The sequence below is a fragment of the [Scytonema hofmanni] UTEX 2349 genome (assembly GCF_000582685.1).
Taxonomy (GTDB): Bacteria; Cyanobacteriota; Cyanobacteriia; order Cyanobacteriales; family Nostocaceae; genus Hassallia; species Hassallia hofmanni.
This window is the reverse complement of the sequence record NZ_ALWD01000163.1, coordinates 53,808-72,845: the sequence shown is the minus strand read 5'-3', so window position 1 is coordinate 72,845 and position 19,038 is coordinate 53,808. Positions and strand designations below refer to the sequence as shown.

Annotated in this window: 17 protein-coding genes; 8 read left to right on the top strand and 9 right to left on the bottom strand. The window is 41.3% G+C overall.

Features of this window, described 5'->3' with window-relative positions; all coding sequences use genetic code 11:
* Nucleotides 1–105 precede the first annotated feature (105 nt).
* Nucleotides 106–1,509, bottom strand: coding sequence for a peptidoglycan-binding domain-containing protein (locus TOL9009_RS41885; RefSeq protein WP_029630831.1), 1,404 nt, complete (start codon nt 1,507–1,509; stop codon nt 106–108).
* A 718-nt stretch (nt 1,510–2,227) separates the two neighbouring features.
* Here TOL9009_RS41885 and TOL9009_RS0102015 point away from each other — a divergent pair.
* Together TOL9009_RS0102015 and TOL9009_RS0102010 are read left to right on the top strand one after the other, a co-directional pair.
* The gene (locus TOL9009_RS0102015) at nt 2,228–4,393 is read left to right on the top strand and encodes a caspase family protein (RefSeq protein ID WP_029630828.1); all 2,166 of its coding nucleotides are present in this window, start codon (nt 2,228–2,230) and stop codon (nt 4,391–4,393) included.
* A gap of 69 nt (nt 4,394–4,462) precedes the next feature.
* A complete protein-coding gene (locus TOL9009_RS0102010) occupies nt 4,463–4,690 on the top strand; it encodes a WCX domain-containing protein (protein WP_029630826.1) in 228 nt (75 codons plus the stop codon).
* 104 nt (nt 4,691–4,794) lie between these two features.
* Here TOL9009_RS0102010 and TOL9009_RS0102005 read toward each other — a convergent pair whose 3' ends face one another.
* The gene (locus TOL9009_RS0102005; RefSeq protein WP_029630824.1) at nt 4,795–5,841 is read right to left on the bottom strand and encodes a hypothetical protein; all 1,047 of its coding nucleotides are present in this window, start codon (nt 5,839–5,841) and stop codon (nt 4,795–4,797) included.
* A 318-nt stretch (nt 5,842–6,159) separates the two neighbouring features.
* On the opposite strand from TOL9009_RS0102005, the gene TOL9009_RS0102000 reads away from it, so the two are divergent.
* Nucleotides 6,160–6,771: a hypothetical protein gene (locus TOL9009_RS0102000; protein ID WP_029630823.1), complete on the top strand. Its 612-nt coding sequence runs from the start codon at nt 6,160–6,162 to the stop codon at nt 6,769–6,771.
* Nucleotides 6,772–7,147: 376 nt separating this feature from the next.
* On the opposite strand, the gene TOL9009_RS0101990 is transcribed toward TOL9009_RS0102000, so the two are convergent.
* The 4 genes from TOL9009_RS0101990 to TOL9009_RS0101975 form a co-directional block, all read right to left on the bottom strand.
* The gene (locus tag TOL9009_RS0101990; protein ID WP_029630821.1) at nt 7,148–8,857 is read right to left on the bottom strand and encodes a DEAD/DEAH box helicase; all 1,710 of its coding nucleotides are present in this window, start codon (nt 8,855–8,857) and stop codon (nt 7,148–7,150) included.
* Nucleotides 8,829–9,050, bottom strand: coding sequence for a hypothetical protein (locus TOL9009_RS44995; RefSeq protein WP_144238118.1), 222 nt, complete (start codon nt 9,048–9,050; stop codon nt 8,829–8,831). Before TOL9009_RS44995 ends, TOL9009_RS0101990 begins: the two co-directional genes overlap by 29 nt.
* 68 nt (nt 9,051–9,118) lie before the next feature.
* The gene (locus TOL9009_RS0101980) at nt 9,119–10,252 is read right to left on the bottom strand and encodes a ParB/RepB/Spo0J family partition protein (protein WP_029630817.1); all 1,134 of its coding nucleotides are present in this window, start codon (nt 10,250–10,252) and stop codon (nt 9,119–9,121) included.
* Nucleotides 10,249–11,064 carry a ParA family protein gene (locus TOL9009_RS0101975; RefSeq protein WP_029630815.1) on the bottom strand — a complete coding sequence of 272 codons (816 nt, stop codon included), beginning with the start codon at nt 11,062–11,064 and terminating at the stop codon, nt 10,249–10,251. Before TOL9009_RS0101975 ends, TOL9009_RS0101980 begins: the two co-directional genes overlap by 4 nt.
* Before the next feature lie 222 nt (nt 11,065–11,286).
* Between TOL9009_RS0101975 and TOL9009_RS0101970 the strand changes: the two genes are divergently transcribed.
* Nucleotides 11,287–12,318, top strand: a complete 1,032-nt coding sequence (locus tag TOL9009_RS0101970) for an NADP-dependent oxidoreductase (protein WP_029630813.1) — start codon at nt 11,287–11,289, stop codon at nt 12,316–12,318.
* Nucleotides 12,319–12,719: 401 nt separating this feature from the next.
* Here TOL9009_RS0101970 and TOL9009_RS37520 read toward each other — a convergent pair whose 3' ends face one another.
* On the bottom strand, nt 12,720–16,457 hold the full coding sequence (locus TOL9009_RS37520; protein ID WP_051502743.1) for a hypothetical protein: 3,738 nt from the start codon (nt 16,455–16,457) through the stop codon (nt 12,720–12,722).
* A gap of 141 nt (nt 16,458–16,598) precedes the next feature.
* Between TOL9009_RS37520 and TOL9009_RS37515 the strand changes: the two genes are divergently transcribed.
* Nucleotides 16,599–16,805, top strand: a complete 207-nt coding sequence (locus TOL9009_RS37515; RefSeq protein ID WP_038295739.1) for a hypothetical protein — start codon at nt 16,599–16,601, stop codon at nt 16,803–16,805.
* A 491-nt stretch (nt 16,806–17,296) separates the two neighbouring features.
* Here the strand turns inward: TOL9009_RS37515 and TOL9009_RS48320 are convergent, their stop codons facing one another.
* The gene (locus TOL9009_RS48320; RefSeq protein WP_199341398.1) at nt 17,297–17,467 is read right to left on the bottom strand and encodes a hypothetical protein; all 171 of its coding nucleotides are present in this window, start codon (nt 17,465–17,467) and stop codon (nt 17,297–17,299) included.
* Nucleotides 17,464–17,937: a hypothetical protein gene (locus tag TOL9009_RS0101950; protein WP_029630811.1), complete on the bottom strand. Its 474-nt coding sequence runs from the start codon at nt 17,935–17,937 to the stop codon at nt 17,464–17,466. The genes TOL9009_RS48320 and TOL9009_RS0101950 overlap by 4 nt, the downstream gene beginning before the upstream one ends.
* A gap of 258 nt (nt 17,938–18,195) precedes the next feature.
* On the opposite strand from TOL9009_RS0101950, the gene TOL9009_RS44250 reads away from it, so the two are divergent.
* Genes TOL9009_RS44250 through TOL9009_RS44240 form a run of 3 tightly spaced genes read left to right on the top strand, consistent with a single transcriptional unit; the run spans nt 18,196 to nt 19,029 of the window.
* Complete coding sequence (locus TOL9009_RS44250) at nt 18,196–18,372, top strand: transposase family protein (RefSeq protein ID WP_186227453.1); 177 nt, start codon at nt 18,196–18,198, stop codon at nt 18,370–18,372.
* A gap of 25 nt (nt 18,373–18,397) precedes the next feature.
* Complete coding sequence (locus tag TOL9009_RS44245) at nt 18,398–18,754, top strand: ISAs1 family transposase (protein WP_084763063.1); 357 nt, start codon at nt 18,398–18,400, stop codon at nt 18,752–18,754.
* Nucleotides 18,730–19,029, top strand: a complete 300-nt coding sequence (locus tag TOL9009_RS44240) for a hypothetical protein (RefSeq protein WP_084763061.1) — start codon at nt 18,730–18,732, stop codon at nt 19,027–19,029. Before TOL9009_RS44245 ends, TOL9009_RS44240 begins: the two co-directional genes overlap by 25 nt.
* The last annotated feature ends 9 nt before the right edge of the window (nt 19,030–19,038 follow it).

The following is a 19,038-nucleotide window of genomic DNA, read 5'->3' as shown; positions in this document are numbered from 1 at the left end:
TTTCCAAGAGCTATTATGCTCGGGATGCTATCGGTTTCGGGAATTACGTTTGATTTGGGATAAGGATTTTTCATTATCCTACTCCACCACACGCCATGACTCTTACTACTGCCCTGGTGCTAAACTCAGTACCATTTCCGTTCTCCGAATTCTTTCATTCTTTATACAATTCGCCCCTTTAAGGATCGTTTCGAGCGATTCACGGGGAGTTAACTCTGCTTGCGCCATCAACGGTTGCGACTTGACTACTTTGTTGTTCGTACTCATAGTATTGATTTTTTTTGTGACATTTGCTACACTTACCGCATTGCTTACCAATGCATCTACCACCTCTACTGTTCTTACTTTGTATCCACATTTCACTGTGAAAAACTCATACAATTGTTGCCTCAAGGCCGTTGGGTCTACTGCGCCCTCCAATACACTCGCATTAATCCATGTCTCTGTGAAGTTTGCTATATCGACGAAATTTTGTGTGTCTCCGTTGTTTCGCAAATATTGGTCGATAAGCTTTTTCTGGTTCTCTTTGGCTTGCGATATGACGTTTACCATCGCCTGATTCTCGCGCAGTATATCGTCGGTTATACCTTCTGTGGCTTTGTATGCTTTGTTTACTCCCTGGTATTCTGGACTTATATATTGTTTGCTTTGTTGCGCCAACTTAAAGGCTTCGTCCGTTTGTTTTATCCCTTTATTAGCTACGTGGACTAATGCATCGTCACTACGAGATAACGCCCTTATCCCATCGTCTAGAAGTGAAAGTGGTGACCAAAATACTTGTGTTGCCCGTTGCCCGTGTTTCTCCTCCTCTTGCTTTTTTATACTCTCCTTTAATTTTATATACCCTAGACACTTTACTCCTTCTTTATTTTTTTCCATACTACTTGCTGTCACAGAATAAACCCCTCCACGATGAACATTTAGTCCATGCCATGACTCAAGATCATTGCTGACATTCCAACTGCTACTGTATTGTGCGTTCAGTGTTCTCTCTGTGCATCCACGCAGGTAGGCATATCTGGAATACCTCACATCCCCTTGCTTTTTTAAATATATAATTATTGGCCTTGGTATATCGTTAATCAATTTCAGCTTGCCTTGCTGTAGGGGGGTTTGGTTGGAAGCTTGAGCTAGATTGAGCGAGCCAATACTTGCAAGAGTTTTAGGTGTGGCAACACCATCAACTGCCAACCCGTGTGCTGCTTGGTAAGATTTGAGTTTACTTAAGGTCTGAGAACCAAAGATCCCATCAACCGCAATACCTCCTAATTTTGATTGCAATATTGCTATACCTGAACCTTTATCTCCATAGCTAAAGGTTTTATGTACAGTCTCTGCTTGAGCCGCTGTCCCTGCGACTACTCCGGCTGTAGTACAACCTACCGCGATCGCAATAGACTTCACTGCTTTGAGTGCTTTGAGTTTTATATTCCTAAAAGCTCTGAGTTCAGAGGATGAATTTAATTCTTCGTAATGAACAGCAACGTGAGTATAAGCTAATGTTTCCATGAGAAATACAACCTTATAAGAATACGAAAAAAGACCAAAAATTCACCAATACCACCTTTAGTAGAACTAAAATTAGGGAGTTGAAAAAGCTGCATGAGTTAATACATTTATTCGTCCTTACCTTTCAATCAAGTCATACCGCTAACTATTAGCTAATAACTCCAAAAGGCTTTTAGCAATTGGGTTCTCCTTTGTGAACTCACTAAAAACCCAATCCTTACATAGTAAGACTTTCAAGCTTAATTCGGTTTTATGTTCTAAGGGTACTAACACCCATAAGTAGGTGCGGATCAATAAGCTAAAAATAGTTATATGGTTATGCAGTTCAAAAACTTGCCCAACCGACATTTAACTTTTGATATCTAAAAGTGGTGTTAAGTCTAATTACTTGCATTCACTTAATCAACATTAGTTATTTGTCTTTTAACAAAAGTCATTTTTGCATAATTAATTATCAAAATCTACCAATAGAAGGTAAAAAATAAAATTTCTGTCTTTAGATAGATAACAAAATTGAGCATTTTAAATTGCCAAACTAATATATGGGTACAAGCCGTACCAACTTATGCAAGTATTCAGCAAATTTGCAATAAAACGTTGAAAAAACGCCATTATCAAAAGAATGCTTTAAAATCTTAGAGTTGCATCTATAGAAGTTCTGCTAGCACAGCAATGCTCTTTTATATGCACAAAACTACTAAAATTGTGGAGTAGATAAATGGCTGAAGAAACTAATCAAGCACCAAATTTGTACGCATTGTTGATTGGCGTTGATTGCTATATGCCTAATAAATTACCCGATGGCAGTTGCTACGATCACCTTGGGGGATGTGTACGGGATATCAATCATGTAGAGGCTTTTTTAAAAGACACTAGGAAAGTCCCAGAAACTCAGATTTTGAAGCTGACTGCTTCTGTCAATCCTGAAAATCCAAATCAAGGACAACCTGTGGAGCCTCCAGAAAAACTGCCCACTCGCAAAAATATAGTAGATAATTTTAGAAAATTAGGTGAAATGGCACTACCTAAATCACAAGTTTACATTCAATACTCTGGACATGGTGGGCGAGCAAAGACACACTATCAAGATATCAAAGGAGATGATGGAATTGATGAAGGACTGGTACCTACAGATATTGGCACTTCAGAAGGACAGTACCTCCGCGACCTTGAGCTTGCTAAACTCCTGAAAGAATTGGTAGACAAAGAACTAGTTGTTACATTGGTACTAGACTGTTGCCATTCGGGTGGTGCAACACGGGGAGATGTACAAATTCGTGGGATGAATGTGGTGGATGATAAACCTCTTCAATCAACGTTTGAACCTGTTGCTGAACTAGATATTCTGGTTGCGAACTGGAAGGATCTGACTGAACAAGGAACTCGCGGACTGAAAGCAGTGGGACTACCAGAAACGAAAGATTATGTGGTTTTGGCAGCGTGTCGTCAGAATGAGGTTGCCTTTGAGTATGCTTTCAATCGGGAAACTAAAGAGCGCAACGGGGCACTCACGTATTGGCTGTTGGATACCTTAAGACAGCAAAATCCTGGGCAAACCTATAAAGATTTGTTTGAGCGTATCCACGCCAAAATTCATAGCCAATTTCCTTCACAAACCCCCATACTAATAGGCGAAGTTAATCGTGAGATTTTTGGCACTGACCTTGCTGAGACTGTATATGCAGTTCCTGTTTTGAAAGTTGAACGAAATGCACAGACAGGCGAAATGCAGGTTAAGCTGGCTGTTGGTCAGGTAAATGGTCTTGGCAAAGGGGCAGAGTTTGCCATTTACCCTCGTAGCACAACAGATTTGACCAAAAAAGAAAATCGAATTGCGATCGCCAGAATCATTCAACGGGGTGCAACTGAATCGCTATGCAAACTTGAACCGATAGAGGGCAAAGAGTTTAAAGTTGAAGATGGAGATCAAGCTGTTCTAATTTCTCCATCAATTAATCTTGTTCGCAAAGTTTCTCTTGTATATCAAGAAGAAGCAGCACCAGCAGAGCAAACTCAACCTGCACTAGCATTTAACAAACTCTTACCAGAAATTTATAAACAACAAGCAAATGCGCTGGAGGCAATCAAAAAAGCCCTACCAGGAAATGGCTGGGTGGAATTAGCAGAAGAAAAAGTAGCAGAGGATGACGATGAGGGAGTTGATTATCAAGTTGCTCTCAATAATAACGGAGAGTATGAAATATGCGATCGCACTGGTCATCCATTTGAAAATATCACTCCTGTAAAACTAAGCAGATCTGATGCTGCTGTCACAGTAGTGAAACGATTGGTTCATCTAGCAAAATATCATGCTACAGCAGAGTTAGATAATCAGGATAAGACCTCACCTCTAGCAGATAAGCTAGTTGTTAGCTGGCTAGGAACATCAGACGATTATCAGCCAGGGGATAAAATTCCACCTAGATCTCAGTTGCAACAATTTACCGATCCCAGTAACCCAACGGTAAAAATTGGCGAATATGTATTTCTGTCAATTCATAACAATTCCTCCCAAGATCTCAATGTTGCTGTCCTAGATCTTGCCTCTGACTGGTCAATTGAGCAGATATATCCTGGTAAAGGACTAAATTTGGAGACAATTGAGGCAGGTAGAAAAGAAGTGGTGCCTATTCCAGCAGGTTCGGCAGGAGAGGATACTGTGAAAGTATTTGCTACAGTTGGTTCAGCTAACTTTCGCTGGTTAGAACTGCCATCACTTGATGAAGAGCTTAAGCCCAAAGGATTAGCTCGATCCGGTAATCCCCTAGATACTCTACTTGCTGCCATTGATGAGGAGCAACCACCAACTAGAAAATTATTTGTAGCAGCATCTCCCAGCCGTGAGTGGACAACAAAACAGATTAGCCTGATCGTCACCACATAATCAAACGATTAACAGGATATAGGGGGTAGGGTGTCCTGCGATTTTCCAAGATTGAAAGTACATTCTCAAATGAGCGGACAACTAGCTAACTATCAACCTCGACGCAAGGATGAGGTTGTCATTTATCGTGACCCTGAAGGACAATTTGTTGATATTGAAACAACAGTAGATTATTGGTTCTGGTTTCGACAACGAATATTGCAATATGGGGCAAATGCTCAAGTTTTAACCCCAGATTTTTTAGCAAAAGAAATTAAAAAGGAGCATCAAAAGGCATATGAAAAATATTGCTCATAGTCCAGTTCATTTGTAATCCCAGCATAGCTGCCTTTTAGCACTTCTGGGCGGAGCGCTTGGAACAAGTGGTTGTATCAAACAAAAAGCAGGATTGAAGTCTGTAGTCATGATTTTTGGTTCCAGGCAGTCGCAGCGATAATTTGAGCATTGATATCATCCAGGTAAAACTCATAAACTGGCACACCACTTCGCTCACAACGCAATGGCTCAATAATTTTACTGAAAGGATTCCAAACAGCAGTGACAGTGCGTTTAATTTTCTTACGAACCAATTCACATTCAATATGAACCGTGGGCAGGTGAATTACCATTACACTATATAAAGAAGCTTCTACTTTTAGAGAATACCGCTCTTCTAAGTCTGCCAATTTGCGCTCTAGCTCCTTATTAGTAGCATCCAACCGAGCCAATTCTCTTTCTTTACTTTCTCCCTCCATTTGGCGAGATTGAATTCGATTTTGAATTTCTACAGCTATAGTGTTGTAATATGTTTTTAATCGTTCTTCATCTCTGGCTTTTGCCCTAGATAATTTCGCCTGCCAATTTTTCAGGTCAGATTGTACCAATTCAGCAGAAGTGTGTTCAATAATAAGTGAAATTTCCTCACTCTTTGTTTCTGAAATTGCTTCTGGATGTTCTACCACAATACGGTCAGATTCCCAAAATAGTGCATCACCAATATCAACTGGCGTAACTAGAGTCAATTCATTGATAATAAACGAAACCATGCCGACTCTTTTTTCATCAGCTTCAGCAGTATACGCTACATGACACCACAAATAACGGGTTGTCTCCGGTTTTGCCTCTAGAAAACGAATTAAGCCGTTGTGGGGTTTTATGGTTTGCAGAAGTTGTTTCTCGAATCCGCTGGTTTTCAGATAGCCATCGTAATTAATAGCGATCGCACTCACTGTTCCCCGATTTCCCAAAATCCGCGAAAATCGACTCAGCAATTCTGAGTGATAGGTGACAAATACACTCTTGTCTACATCAGCTTTGGTTGAAAGTGTCACTTCTTCGGGGAGTTCCAACTGTTTGGCAATGTTGGCAGTCAACATCACCATCATCTGGTTATCACCGTCAGGTTCGGCAACACCATCATACAGAGATACCAATTTTGACAGAGTTGAAAGAATCGGATCTGATATCATCTGGGTACTGGGGATTGGGGATTGGGTACTGGGGGAGTAAAAAGGATTGGGGACTGGGAACAGCGTCAGAAAAAATCATGTTGCAAGAATTCTTACATATACCCTCTTCTCCAATTCCTAATCCCCACTGCCCTTATGCGGTATATGGTTGTTAATAATTGGCTTGAATCAGTTTATTTGTTCGCTTATTAATTATAAATTAAGAGCAATGCGAGTGCAAATCGACAAGATTACCAGCACCGCTTTTTCAAAAATATTTGAAATACGCTACTTACGTTCATGTACAGAGCATAGTTTTTAAATTAAAGGTGAATTACCATGCCATTTAGCAGTTACAAAAGTCTTAGCGCAGTTATTAAAAAGTTTCAAATAAAGTATGTGCAAACTAACTTTGTTCTAGAAACAGAATTTCCAGTTAAAGATGATTTCAAATCCGAACTAGATTTATTATTCACAGATGGAGTTATTGACAATTCCGAATCTGCTATCTGTGAAAATCTCATCTATCCTGTTTTGAAAGAAGTATGGAAATTTTATCGAAACAAACTAACGCTTTGGAGTCACCAAACATTAATTTACGATGAAGATTTATCAGGAGTTCCTGATTATATAGTGACGCAGCGAAATCCTCTAGCTACTATTGTTTTTGATAAGCCTTATTTTTTGGCTGTTGAGGCAAAACAAGACAAGTTTGAAGAAGGATGGGGTCAGTGTCTTGCGGAAATGATAGCAGTGCAACGGATTAATGATGATTTAGAAAAGACCGTTTTCGGGATTGTTTCTAATGGGAAAGTATGGCAGTTTGGTAAGCTAAATGCAGATATTTTTACCAGAAGTAGAAATCTTTATACAATTGAGGAATTAGATAAGTTATTTGCTGCGGTTAACTATATTTTCCAACAGTGTGAGTTACAGATTAACAATCTATAGTTGATGCCATTTCCTATGGTGTAGCTCAAACATGACCAAAAAAGCATGTTCGCAAAGCGTCTCCCTTTGGGAGAAGGATGAAAGATGTTCGCGCAGCGTCTCCCCTTCTCCCAAAGGGAGAGGCTAACGCCAAGGGAGAAGGATGAAAAAGCGGAAAGTTTGTGGGGACGGTTTCCGTCCACAAAACTTTTCAAGACAAAGGTATGGAAAAGTTTCCATACCTTATACAAAAATACGTTCCAAGTAGACGGGGGTTGGTAATATCATGTCCGGCTAATTAACACTAATAAAAACATCGTAACCAACGCTCATAGACGTTCGGTCTGGAACGTCTCTACAATATATTTAATAAGCCTGTCATAATATAATTAGTAGTTTACGCTTCAAAATCCTCACCAAAAATCTGTTCATCCAATTCCTGAGTTTGCTGATACTGTCCTTTGGCTTTTAATAAATTATCCGCCAATTGGTCAAAAGCCGTATCTAATTCTGGTTTTGCTTGATGCTTCAACCAGATATCCATGACAATTTCACTAAAGTCAAATTCATCATCTACATTACCCAGAATAGTTTCAATCTCTCCTACAACTAACTCGAACATATTGATTTTGTCGTGGAGTATACGCAAAATATATTCTTCAATGCTGTCTTTGAGACAAAAATTAAAGATAAAGACATCCTGGGTTTGCCCGATACGGTGGATGCGACCAATGCGCTGCTCAATTTTCATCGGATTCCACGGTAAGTCGTAATTGACGATGCAGTTGGCAAACTGAATATTACGTCCTTCTCCCCCTGTTTCCGATGCTAGGAGTACAGAAACGGTATCTCGAAAGGAAGCGATCGCAGCATCTTTATCTTTCAAAGACATCCCACCTTGAAATTCCGCAAAAGGTATATCTGCGGCTTTTAGTGTTTCAGCCAAATAAGTACTGGTTGCTTTATGAGTGGTGAAAACAAGCGTTTTCTGGCGAGATTTGGTGAGCATTTCTACCAATGCTTTCGCTTTCTCCACCTGCTTAACTTGAGCTGCACGTCTTGCTAGAGATTTGAGTTCTTCATGGGGTAGACGTTTGGTGAGTTGTTTGAGGGAGTCAGCCAAAGCACCAGGGGAAGAACCAGCCCGCATTAGCAAATTAGTGCGGGAAAGTCTGTCGAGTTTATCATCAGATAAACGCAGATATTCGCTTAAGTCGTGGTAAAGTTTTTGTTCCCCAGCAGACGGGGTGACGGTAATTGTGGTAGCAAAGCGTTTGGGTAGTTTGACATCTACAAGTGCGCGGGTATTTCGCACCATGACTTCCCGCATTAAGGAACGCAACTTTTCCGGATTTTTAGGGACTCGTCCATTTTTGGAATCGACATATTCTTTTTTGAAAGCAGCTTCTGTTTGCAAAAGTCCCGGTTTAAGAAGGGTGAGGAGATTAAACAATTCCACAAGCGAGTTCTGCACTGGTGTCGCAGTCAGCATAAGGATAAATCGCTTGTTGAGAGCGTTGACAAGTTTCCAGTTAAGGGTACTGCGATTTTTCAGATGGTGTGCTTCATCTACGACTACCAAATCCCAAGTGCGGTTGGTAACAACAGAAAAATGTTTAGCAGATTTTGCGGTGTTGAGGGAAGCGATAATTCGGGGATTATTTGTCCAGAATTCTTCTATGGGTTGTTGCGGGTCGCGATCGTCTGTTGTAATACTGGTGATGTTAAATTTATCATTTAATTCTAATTGCCACTGGGAAACCAGGGATGCGGGAGTCAGTACCAATAGGGATTTAACCATACCTCTTGCCAGGTATTCAGCTATTATTAGTCCGGCTTCTATAGTTTTGCCCAATCCAACTTCATCCGCTAATAATGCACGTCCCCCAAGTTGTCTGAGGACTTTTCTGGCTGTTTCAATTTGATACCAGTATTTATCAATAGCGGTGAGTGTGGGTAGGCACACTAATTGGTCATAATCTGCCATAATGGACAGGTTGAAGAGGTCTAGACGTGCCTCGTAGAAGTTGAATGGGTCGTAGTTACCAGCTTTGAGTGCTTCTAAGGCTGTGGAGGAGTTAAATTTGAATGTATAGTTTGTATCCATAATCCCAGATGTATAACGAGCGTGTCCGCTTCATTTGAACTCTCCACTCCGAGGGGAACCAAGGCAGGTTGGGGTAAATAATTCTACAAATGTTGTTGAGAATTGTCGCTTTTTTCTGCCCTAAAAAGCCAGAATGTTCTTCGTTTTTACCCTTGAGGTATTGTATGAGGTTGTCCTCGGAGTGTCCAGACATCTCCCAACCTTGAGGGGGTAATAGCAATATGGTCAAATTTGTCAACAATTAGACTCATTCGTGAGAGGTCAATTTTGCTTTAAAACTTCTTCAATTTCTGCTAGCTTTTGACGCAGGACTTCTTGAAACTCTATTAGTTGAGTTCGTTCAGCTTTCTTCAACGATTCTAGGGAGAGTTTTTGCAGCCGACGGCAAGACTGTGACACGGGTTTAATCTTTGCTTCAGACGTTGATGATGACTGTGCATGTGTTGCTATCACTTCAGTTACTAATTTTCGGGTACAAAGCGCAGATAACTTTTCTGTCATAACTTTCTGCGTCGTTGTAACCCTAATTAACTGCGCTTCTTCTTCTGTAACTCCCAAATTTTTTGGCGAAAGTTTTTGTAGTGCCATTGCATGAACCCCTTTTAATCCGCTTCTGATGGCAACTTTCAGATCAGATGCTAGAGATAACATCGGAAAAACGTTGGCATCAATGGAGGCAGGATTAAGCTGTAAATCCAACAGTAAACCCAATACTGCTTGTTCTGAGTCACTTAAACCCAAAGCCACTAAACTTTGTTGTTGCTCTGCATTTTCAGCCATCATCAGTTCTACAACAGAGTTCATCTTTTTTTGTGCATTTAACCGTCGCACCACTGTTGAAAGAATCCGGGGAATGTCCACTTGCTCTAACTCAGTATTATTAGCCAATTCTCGTACAATCGCCTCAGCTTTATCGAGGGGATTTAGGTCTTCTCGATGCAACGAAGTCAGTAGTGCTTTGCGGTGCAAGCTTGCAGGTTCTGGAATTATGACAGCTTGAAGATTTTGCCAACCCAAAGCTTTAGCACTGCGCCAACGTCGCTCTCCATCGAATAGTACTAGATTTTCACGCTGAATTAGGATAATTGGCTGTAATTGTCCATCCTCTGCCAAGGAACGTGACATAGATTCGATACTTTCGGGTAAAAATGTCTGTCTGGGTTGCTCTGGGTTCGGTTCAATTTGCTCAATTGAAATTGAAAGGATACCTGATTGTGATTGGAGTTGCGATCGCAGTGCAGCTAGTTGCACTTCCAACTCAGCCGCACCGGAGGAACGAAGTTCTTCAATTTCTGCTCTTAATTGTTGTAGTTCCTCTTCGGCTTCAGATAACTGCTGAGACTGCTTGGCTGCTGAAAAATAATTGGTGAGGTCAGAAGCTTTACGCGCAGTCATGATTTGTTACCTCTTGTCTTATTTTGATTTCCAATTAGATTTGCAACGTATAAAGCAACTTCTTTAAAATCACTTTTAGCAGGATGGCTGGGACGGTGAATATGTAGGGGTAATCCTTGTCCGCTGGCATTGACAAATTCAGCACTATCGCGAATAGCAGCAAATGCACGGATATTCATTTGCTCTAACTGAGATGGCAATGCAGCCAACATCTGCCGATGCGTCGCTCGTCGGGAATCATATTGGTTGGGGACAAATCCCATTATTTCTGGAACAGGTTTTAAGCGTAGGTGCTTGCAGTGGTAGTAATACCATTCCAGTAAATGTGCTGCTCCTTGAATTGACTTTGGCTCTAGTTGCACAGGAATAACGATGTGAGTGCAAGCAGCCAAAGCCATTAAAGGCAAAGGACCGAGGGTAGCTGGGCAGTCAAAGATAATCAGGTCATGCTCTAGTGGATGGTCAGTTAAGCAGTCACCCAAAAGGTAGGCTCCTCGTTTGTGGAGTACCAGTTCATCCGCCGTTTGCGTTAATACCATTCCACCTTGACAAATAACTACTTTATCTGTATGTTCTGTCCAACAGGGAGTTAAGGGCCAAGAGCCGTCAAAGTTATCTTGCAATACAGCGGATAGCGTATGTTCTGGTTCTGGGGGAGACAAACCACAAAATAGTGTCAAAGACCCTTGGGGGTCAAGATCCATGAGGGCTACAGATAAGGAGCGTTTTGCCAAAAGGTAGGCTAAATGAACTGAAAGTGTAGTTTTACCACTGCCACCGGCATTGCTGATTACAGCTAGTCGAACTTGCATGGTTTTTATTTAAATGCTATTTCAGCATCATATATCGAAATCGGGGCATCATATATCGATATATGATAAATAGAATATTGGGCGTTGCTGAATTGAAGTATGAAACTATAAAAATCAAGGATCTTAAACCTTTACTCTCTGCGACTCTGCGACTCTGCGTGAAACAAATTCATATCACCAACGCCAAACGTTGAACCACCGCATATTATCAACAAAAAACTTATGACTAAAGCGATAAATCGACAATTTCGATTGGCAGCTCGTCCTGTGGGCGACATTAAAGAAAGTGATTTTGAGTACCGAGAAGAGCCAATCCCCAGCCCAAAAGAAGGTGAGGTGCTGGTACGTGCTATATATCTGTCACTAGACCCGACAAATCGCATTTGGATGAGCGACGTGGAGCAGTATATGCCTCCTGTTAAACTTGGAGAAGTTATGCGCGGCGGTATTATAGGTGTAGTTGAAGAGTCAAAAAATCCCAAATTTAAACAAGGGGATTTGGTTTCGGGTATGCTAGGCTGGCAAGATTACGCGATAGCCTTTGGAGACAGCGGCTATCAGATAACGCGATTACCCAATCCTCTGCCTTGTCCGCTCACCGCATTTACTGGACCATTAGGAGCTACTGGTTGCACAGCTTATTTTGGGCTATTGGATATAGGACAGCCAAAAGTTGGAGAAACTGTGGTCGTTTCAGCCGCAGCAGGAGCAGTTGGTTCCATTGTTGGACAAATTGCCAAGATTAAGGGTTGTCGTGTAGTTGGTATAACTGGCAGTGATGAAAAATGCCGTTGGCTTACAGAAGAACTTGGCTTTGATGCAGCAATTAACTATAAAAACGCTGACTTAGAAAAAGCGTTAGCTCAAGCTTGTCCCGATGGAATTGATGTGTATTTTGATAATGTTGGCGGAATAATCCTTGATACCGTCCTAACCAAAATTAATTTACACGCACGGATTCCTTTATGCGGTTTAATTTCAACTTATAATGCTTCGGAGCCTGTTCCAGGTCCATATAATTACAGCCAAATTCTCATGAAACGCGCTTTCGTCCAGGGATTTATTATCTTGGATTATATACCGCGATTTCATGAAGCGATAACGGAGATTGGACAGTGGCTCAACCAGGGGAAAATTAAATATGCTCTTGAGATTGTCGAAGGCTTGGAAAATGCACCCAAGGCGATCCTAAAACTTTTCGACGGGAACAAGAAGGGAAAACTGATTATTAAAGTTTCAAATGAACCTACCTGAAAGTTTATAAGGAGCGTCTAGAAGAGGTTTTAAGCTGTTACGCAAATACAAATTGCACCGGGTTGAGCTTTAAGGCAGTCAAAAGTCACGCATTCGGTGAGTCCAGAAGAACTATTGACTCTCCACCTTAAGGAGTAAATATGCAAACCTTGTTGTGTTTTAGCTTACCAATTTTAGATTTTGGATTTTGCGAAAAGTTGTAAGAAGGGTTTCCCTGCGTAGCAAACTTTTCTAGACGAATTTTGAATTGTCTATCCTCACAGTCAGGCTGTTATATAACCTCAAATAATACTATCTACCGCAACGCACGTATTATTGCCTAAATGCATAAAATATCAAAAAAGGCGCGAACCCTTTAGTTACGAGGTCAAACCGACATAGCAATTAAAATTGGCGTTTTGTTAGCGTTCAGATTGAGAGTGTTGGTTTTTACCTGTGGTAGATTGCCAATAAGATTTTTGCTTTTCTGTAAGGTGGTTAATTGTGGCTCTTTGATCCCTTGTAGCTTGGTAAACTACTTGCTGTTGATCGTTAATGATTTGCAATGTATTGTTTGATGTTGAATAAATAGCAGTGTGTTTGCTGCCGACGGTCGCCGTTTGAATAATGGCATTTTGATTATGGGGCAAAGCGCGAATCGCTTTGAGGCTGGCGTTGATTAAATTTTGCTCCCATTTTTCACGGATTATAGTGGGAGTAGGGTTAGGTTCTGTGCGTTCATTAGGCGCTGGTGTGGTATCAATTAAGGGTTCAGTTTTAATGATTTCACTTTCTTGCGTCGTATGAGTGTTAGTGTTGACACCTTGAGCTTTGTTGTCGAGTTCAGTTTTAATAATTTCCCTCTCTTGGGGAGCATCTTTATTTGTCCACTCTTCGGGATACCTGACAGTAGCTGGGTCAATAATTAGATGGGCGGTTGTTGCCGGGGCAGATTGAATGGTGGCATTAAATTTCAAGCTTTCTATCGATTGATTAGCGGCTTGCACCTTTTCACTCAGTACTGCAAACGAATCTTTATCAATGACCCCCAAGGCTTTGCCATTAACTAGGGCAAGCGGCGTAGGCGGTTTACGATGGTCAGAGTTGGATTTTAACTCAATGGAGATGGTGTATGATTCACCTTGAAACGAGCGATCGCCAAAAGCATACTTTTTAATCTGCCCTACCTTTAACTGATTGCCTTTGCTGGAAGTGATAATGACTGAGGCACTGGGGGGAGAAGTGATTGTTGCCACAGCTTCTGTGCCAGTGGGCAGTTGGGGTGATTCACTATTAAACATAGCCAGTTTCTTGCCTTCTGCTATCACCCAACGTTGGGAAATATTGGGGTCGCGGGGGTCAGCATCCAGTTCAATTTTGATGGGGACTTTCTCACCGTGCCAGTTGCGTCCATTGTGTTGGCTGCTGGGTTGGTGTGTGCCAACTACAGAAAGATTGGTGAATTGTAATTCCTTCAGTTGTCCGATAATTTGGTCGGGGAAAGCAGCAAACGCTACACTGGCTTTCTTACGCCCCTGGTACAAATGACTTTCTTCAGTGTGGGTAATATTGTGGAGAGCTGCTGCAAGTGGAAGTTTTTCGGATTCAGATGTAGAGTTTCTTACCGTTTCCAGGTATTCACTGGCTTTTGAGAAGGCAGCTTCTACGATACTCTTGCTGACTCCAGGCTGGAAGGAGACTTTTCCTTGTTTGATTGTCATGCCTGCCTTGAGATTATGTTCACGAACGGAGGCAACAGACACAGTGCCAATACTTTGACTTGTTTTTTCCACCGTCTTAGGGTCTTTGAATGTAACATTGGCAGCCAGTGTTTGAGGCATATCTTTGGTGGCTTTACGGTCTTCTAACCTAATGCTTAGTTCTGTAGCTTTCCATAAGTTAGGATTTTGGGACGTATCAAATTTGATTAAATTAGTAACTTCGATTTGTCGCCCACTTGTTGCAGATGTAATTATTAGACTTGGACCTGGCTCTAATTTTCTTTTTTCTTCTAGTCTGATGGCTTCTTTAATCAAGCCGTTATAGGTATTTTTAATAGTGGTAGCCTGGTCTTTATGTTCCTGGGTAAACTCAACCCCAGGATATAAAGCTCTAAATTGCTCTAGTTGTCGGGCAATGAGTTGATTTTCTTCAAAGTGCTGATTAGTCTGTTTTACCATCAAGTCAATAGGACTATGGTTCGTGCTTTTCATTCCCCGATTCAAAAAAGCCTCTGGGTTTTTCTTATCAGTTAACCAGACAACAGAGGTGTAATTGCATATCTCCTGGCAGTATTTGAGGATGGATTCATCAGGACGAAGTGCGCTTTTAGGACCATCTACGGCTACTTGTAGCTCGTTTGAAAGTTCTCCTACAAGTGAACGCAATAAATTTCTTACCTCGCTCAATCCTTGTTTTATTTGTTCAGTAGTGAGACTAGCTGGTAATTTAGTAATAGGAGTTATTTGTTTTAAAATTTCTTCTGGGATATTAATTTCGCCGTTTTTATGTTTAGCTCCGATATTACTTAAATGAGCAGATATGCGTCTAAGATACCCGTATTCTTCTTCTTTGGGCATTAGCTGGGTTTCCCATTGCAACGCTACGTTTTTTTGAATTTCGTTGGCAATAAGTCCAATTTTATTTTCCATAGCACTGACGGCGATTTCTGCAAAAGTGCCTTGATAGGGGACTTTTGCTTTTTTGACCACATCAGGATAGCGGTTGGCTGGCAGATTGTATTCCTTGACTTCAGCAGCTAGAGTAGGAAAATCACGCTTATGAGCAAATGCCAAGCGATCGCCGTCGAAATCAGCTTGCAAGTTATCAGCAGCGGTTTTAGGATTAATATGTACTGTCCCAGAAAGCTTCATAACTTCGGGCAGGTGTCGATTAGTAAGTACAATTACCCCATTAGAGTTGACCAAGGGAGAGCGAGTGACAATGATTTCTTCTCCTTCGGGAATATAAGGAACGCAGATTTCATTCTCAGCCAGCTTCAAACTCGGTTGAGCTAGTCCAGAATTGAATTTGATAGCCCGACCAGTAGCAATATCCACCCAGGAAGCACGAACAAATTCTTGCAGTTCGGCAATAATTTTAGGGTGTTCTAATATCTGGAAGTGACCCTCTAAATCTGCTTTAATCAAGCGATAAATTAATTGGTCTTGTTGTTGCTGTTGTTCTGGATTAAGTTCACCGCTTTCCCCCAAGTTGCTGAAAACTGATTCAACTTCTTCGGCTAAATCGCCTTCAAAGTCTAAAATTTTGGACTTTCCTTCTCCATTGACAAATGCTTTGCGAAGTGAATAAGTTTCAACGTAATGTTGAGCAATTTTGCGAGGATCTGATTGGATGTTTGCTAAAATCATCGCATCCAATTCTAGCCTCGGTAGCATATCGGCTTCTACTGCACGAGGGTAATTGACCAGTATTTGTGTGCCAAGGCTATGTTTCCCATACTCAGCCAAAGTTTTGATTCCTAAGCCGACTGTTAAGTTATATTCACCCGGTGTAATAGCATCTTCCCCTTTCCTACCTTTGAAGGAAGATGTTGCTAACACCATGTCGTAACCAGTTTTGCCGTTATCTCTAATTAACGCTTCTCCTACTTGCTCTAGCCGAAAGGGAGCTAATGTTCCTTTAGCAATCCGGGCTACAGGGTTTTTCTCTTGTTCCTTGATGCCTAGTCGAAACTGGAATGGAGTGTTGCTGCTACCTGTGAGTTCTTCTGCCAAGTCCAGGCTGATTTTGCCGTAACAGTCACCTACTAGGTTTTTTGCTACATCCAGTGGCAGAAAGCCTCCGTTTTCTCCAGTTGCATCGTCTATTACTATCAGGCGTAGGTTTTTAAGTTCCTTGAAGTCCCGACAAGGAGTAAACAGCAGTGAGCCGTAAGCTGCTCCGTCTGAAGCATTTGGGTAAATGCTATCGCGTACTTTATCGTCACTGGCAAAATACATTCGTTCCCCAGCGGCGAACTGTAGCGTCTTGCCCTCATGTTCCTCCAAGTCTTGGGCTGTTGTAGAACCTGGGTAAACTGTGCCGATGGCAAATTCGACATCGGGATACAAGTATTCTGCCAAGGAATTTTCTATCTTCTCTTCTACCCCAGTATCAAGCTTTAGCTTTGTATCAAAGTGTTTGAGGGTTAGAGTCATCGTTTATCTAAAAGTGTGAACATATTTATATCCAGATTGGATTACATAATTTGCTATTGATATCTGCCTTTGTAGGTAAATTAAAAAAATTGTTTTATTCTTGACATAAGTTAGAATAAGATTGCCGAGTGTTGCAAACCCATGAGTAACCAAAAACTACCACTATTGACTCGCGAGCAGTCTATGCGCGGTTTGATGCCTGAAGAACTCATGAGTGAGGGGTATATGGAGGCTGATGACTTTTATGACCCAGTGCAAGACGAAGATGATGAAAAAGACCCAACAATTGTTGAATTGATTAGAAACGGTATTCCTGATGTGGAGATTGGTGAAGGAGAGGAGTTTTAAGATATGTTTGACGTGATTGATGTCCACTTGGCAAATCAACAGTCCTTTATACTTAAGACAACAGTTGTGATTGGATGAAGTCATAACCGTGATCAAATCGCGGTATCATCCTGCAATTAAATTTGCTCAGTTCATTCACAATATCAGGACTATCAAAATCTCTCGAGTTCCGATTGAGGAAACACGCAACTGTTGGTTGATCCTGATGAAGATGGGAAATGACTGATGCATAAACAAGAGCATCTTGTGGTTTCAAATCGTAAGGATCTTCATATATTGCTGCTTCAGTAAGAATATCAGCAGTTAGTGGAATTATTTCCATATTCTTAAAAAGTCGAGCTCTATACTGCACAAAGCGTTGACTTTCATCCTTGTTGCTCTGAACCAACAGATTTGCAATATCTTGAATGCTATTGATGCGAGTTGTGTAAGATGCAGTGCGTGCAAGCTGCCGTAACTCAGTGTCGAGTACTTGCTGGATCTCTCTACGACTATGAAGCTTGACGACTCAATTTCTCGTGTGGTTCAGCTAGACTGTACGCTGGTATAGCCAGCTTAATACGTCCAGCTTCACTTAGTTGCAGAATTTGCTCACAACTGACAAGCTGCTCTTGCTGAAAAACGAGTTCCAAAACAAAGTTGGTTTCAACGTAAACGTTCACGCAACAGCCTCGTGACCGAAACTGCCTCCAGCGATAGCAGCATAAAGACCTGAGTCAACCAGCCATCGCTCTGGTTCATCCGTTTCATCAAGAGGCATCTCAGAATAAATAATTTTCGATAGCCAAGATGCTACTATTAGTACAAGGCTCTGACTACTTATTTTTTGCCCTTGCGTTATTCCAGCTTTATCAAGATAAGGCTTCAGAATAGGACGCCCATCAAGAGCATAAGTTGGTTCGCTAATGTCAAGTTGTGCATCTTCATTAGTCCATAGATAAAACTTGTCAGGAAAGACCATGAGGAAGTAAGGGGCTTTTGGGTAGATGCCGTGCGCGAGGATATTGCTTCGCAGTTGGGAAGCCCACTGTGCCGAGGCATTGAGTTTACCCTTGACTTGAACGACAAGCACCAGTTGACCGTCTTTGTCGTAAACTGCTAAATCCCAGCCAGTGTCCCGTTGAGCAAACATGATCAAAGACTTTATCGTATGAGTTACTACTTACTATTCTGACGCAGGACGAGATATTCGTCGCCAAATTTTATGCGGAGGTTGAGGGTAACGAAGGTCTAACGGCTTAGTTCATAGCGCGGTCGTATTTGGGAACTGGTTAAATAATTTGGTAAACGACAGTGCCAGTTGCAAAAAATTAACCAGCCCCTACAAGTAAGCAGGGCTGTTTCATTCCCTAAAAGATGTAAAATAACAAGCGTCGAGGGGATGAAAACAATGGGTGCAAATCTGATTGAACAACTACGGCAAGTAAAAGATTTTCGAGTCAAAGATGGGCAAAGACATCAACTGTGGATGGTATTGCTGTTTGTGATTATGGGAACAATGAGCGGGTACGTAGGATATCGTGCATGGGGAGACTTTGTAAAACGTCATCGTCGTGTAGGGAATTGATAAATTCAGAATTGAAAAACATGGCGTGCCTTCCTACTCGACAATCCGTCGCATATTAATAGGAGTAGACTTTGATATTCTTGCCAAAATATTTAATCAGTGGGCGCAAAACTACGTTCATGTGGATACATCTGAGTGGTTTGGAATTGATGGTAAAAGTATCAAAGGAACTGTACAAGACTACGAAAACGAGTATCAAAACTTTGTAAGTATCTTATCCGTATTTACTGCAAAAAGAGGGCTAGTCCTAAGTCTGAGCAAATTGGAGAACAAGCAAGGTAGTGAAATTAGCACAGTTAAAAATTTAATTACGCTATTAGATATTGAGGGTGTTGTTTTCAGTTTAGATGCTCTACATTGCCAAAAAAAACCTGCAAGCTAATTATTGATAGTGGCAATGACTATGCGATCGCAGTCAAGGCAAATCAAAAAAACTTGTATCATCAAATTCGACACAATACGGAGAATTCCAAGCCCACAAGTCGGTACATCACAACCGAAAAAACTCGAAACCGAGTTACAACACGTACTATAGAAGTTTTTCATGATTTAACTGGCATCAGTCCAGAATGGACTGGGTTGGAGTCCTTAATTAAGGTTGAAAGAATCGGTACTCGTGCCAGCATGTCCATATCACCAAGTTGCTTACTACATTAGTAGTCTAGT

Excerpts from the sequence above, each read along its gene's own strand:
- TOL9009_RS0102000 (WP_029630823.1), top strand. The coding sequence starts at position 6,160 with ATGCCATTTAGCAGTTACAAAAGTCTTAGCGCAGTTATTAAAAAGTTT.
- TOL9009_RS0101980 (WP_029630817.1), bottom strand. The coding sequence starts at position 10,252 with ATGACTGCGCGTAAAGCTTCTGACCTCACCAATTATTTTTCAGCAGCC.
- TOL9009_RS0102015 (WP_029630828.1), top strand. The coding sequence starts at position 2,228 with ATGGCTGAAGAAACTAATCAAGCACCAAATTTGTACGCATTGTTGATT.
- TOL9009_RS0101990 (WP_029630821.1), bottom strand. The coding sequence starts at position 8,857 with ATGGATACAAACTATACATTCAAATTTAACTCCTCCACAGCCTTAGAA.
- TOL9009_RS44250 (WP_186227453.1), top strand. The coding sequence starts at position 18,196 with ATGGGTGCAAATCTGATTGAACAACTACGGCAAGTAAAAGATTTTCGA.
- TOL9009_RS0102010 (WP_029630826.1), top strand. The coding sequence starts at position 4,463 with ATGAGCGGACAACTAGCTAACTATCAACCTCGACGCAAGGATGAGGTT.
- TOL9009_RS41885 (WP_029630831.1), bottom strand. The coding sequence starts at position 1,509 with ATGGAAACATTAGCTTATACTCACGTTGCTGTTCATTACGAAGAATTA.
- TOL9009_RS0102005 (WP_029630824.1), bottom strand. The coding sequence starts at position 5,841 with ATGATATCAGATCCGATTCTTTCAACTCTGTCAAAATTGGTATCTCTG.
- TOL9009_RS44995 (WP_144238118.1), bottom strand. The coding sequence starts at position 9,050 with ATGTCTGGACACTCCGAGGACAACCTCATACAATACCTCAAGGGTAAA.
- TOL9009_RS0101950 (WP_029630811.1), bottom strand. The coding sequence starts at position 17,937 with ATGTTTGCTCAACGGGACACTGGCTGGGATTTAGCAGTTTACGACAAA.
- TOL9009_RS37515 (WP_038295739.1), top strand. The coding sequence starts at position 16,599 with ATGAGTAACCAAAAACTACCACTATTGACTCGCGAGCAGTCTATGCGC.
- TOL9009_RS0101970 (WP_029630813.1), top strand. The coding sequence starts at position 11,287 with ATGACTAAAGCGATAAATCGACAATTTCGATTGGCAGCTCGTCCTGTG.
- TOL9009_RS0101975 (WP_029630815.1), bottom strand. The coding sequence starts at position 11,064 with ATGCAAGTTCGACTAGCTGTAATCAGCAATGCCGGTGGCAGTGGTAAA.
- TOL9009_RS37520 (WP_051502743.1), bottom strand. The coding sequence starts at position 16,457 with ATGACTCTAACCCTCAAACACTTTGATACAAAGCTAAAGCTTGATACT.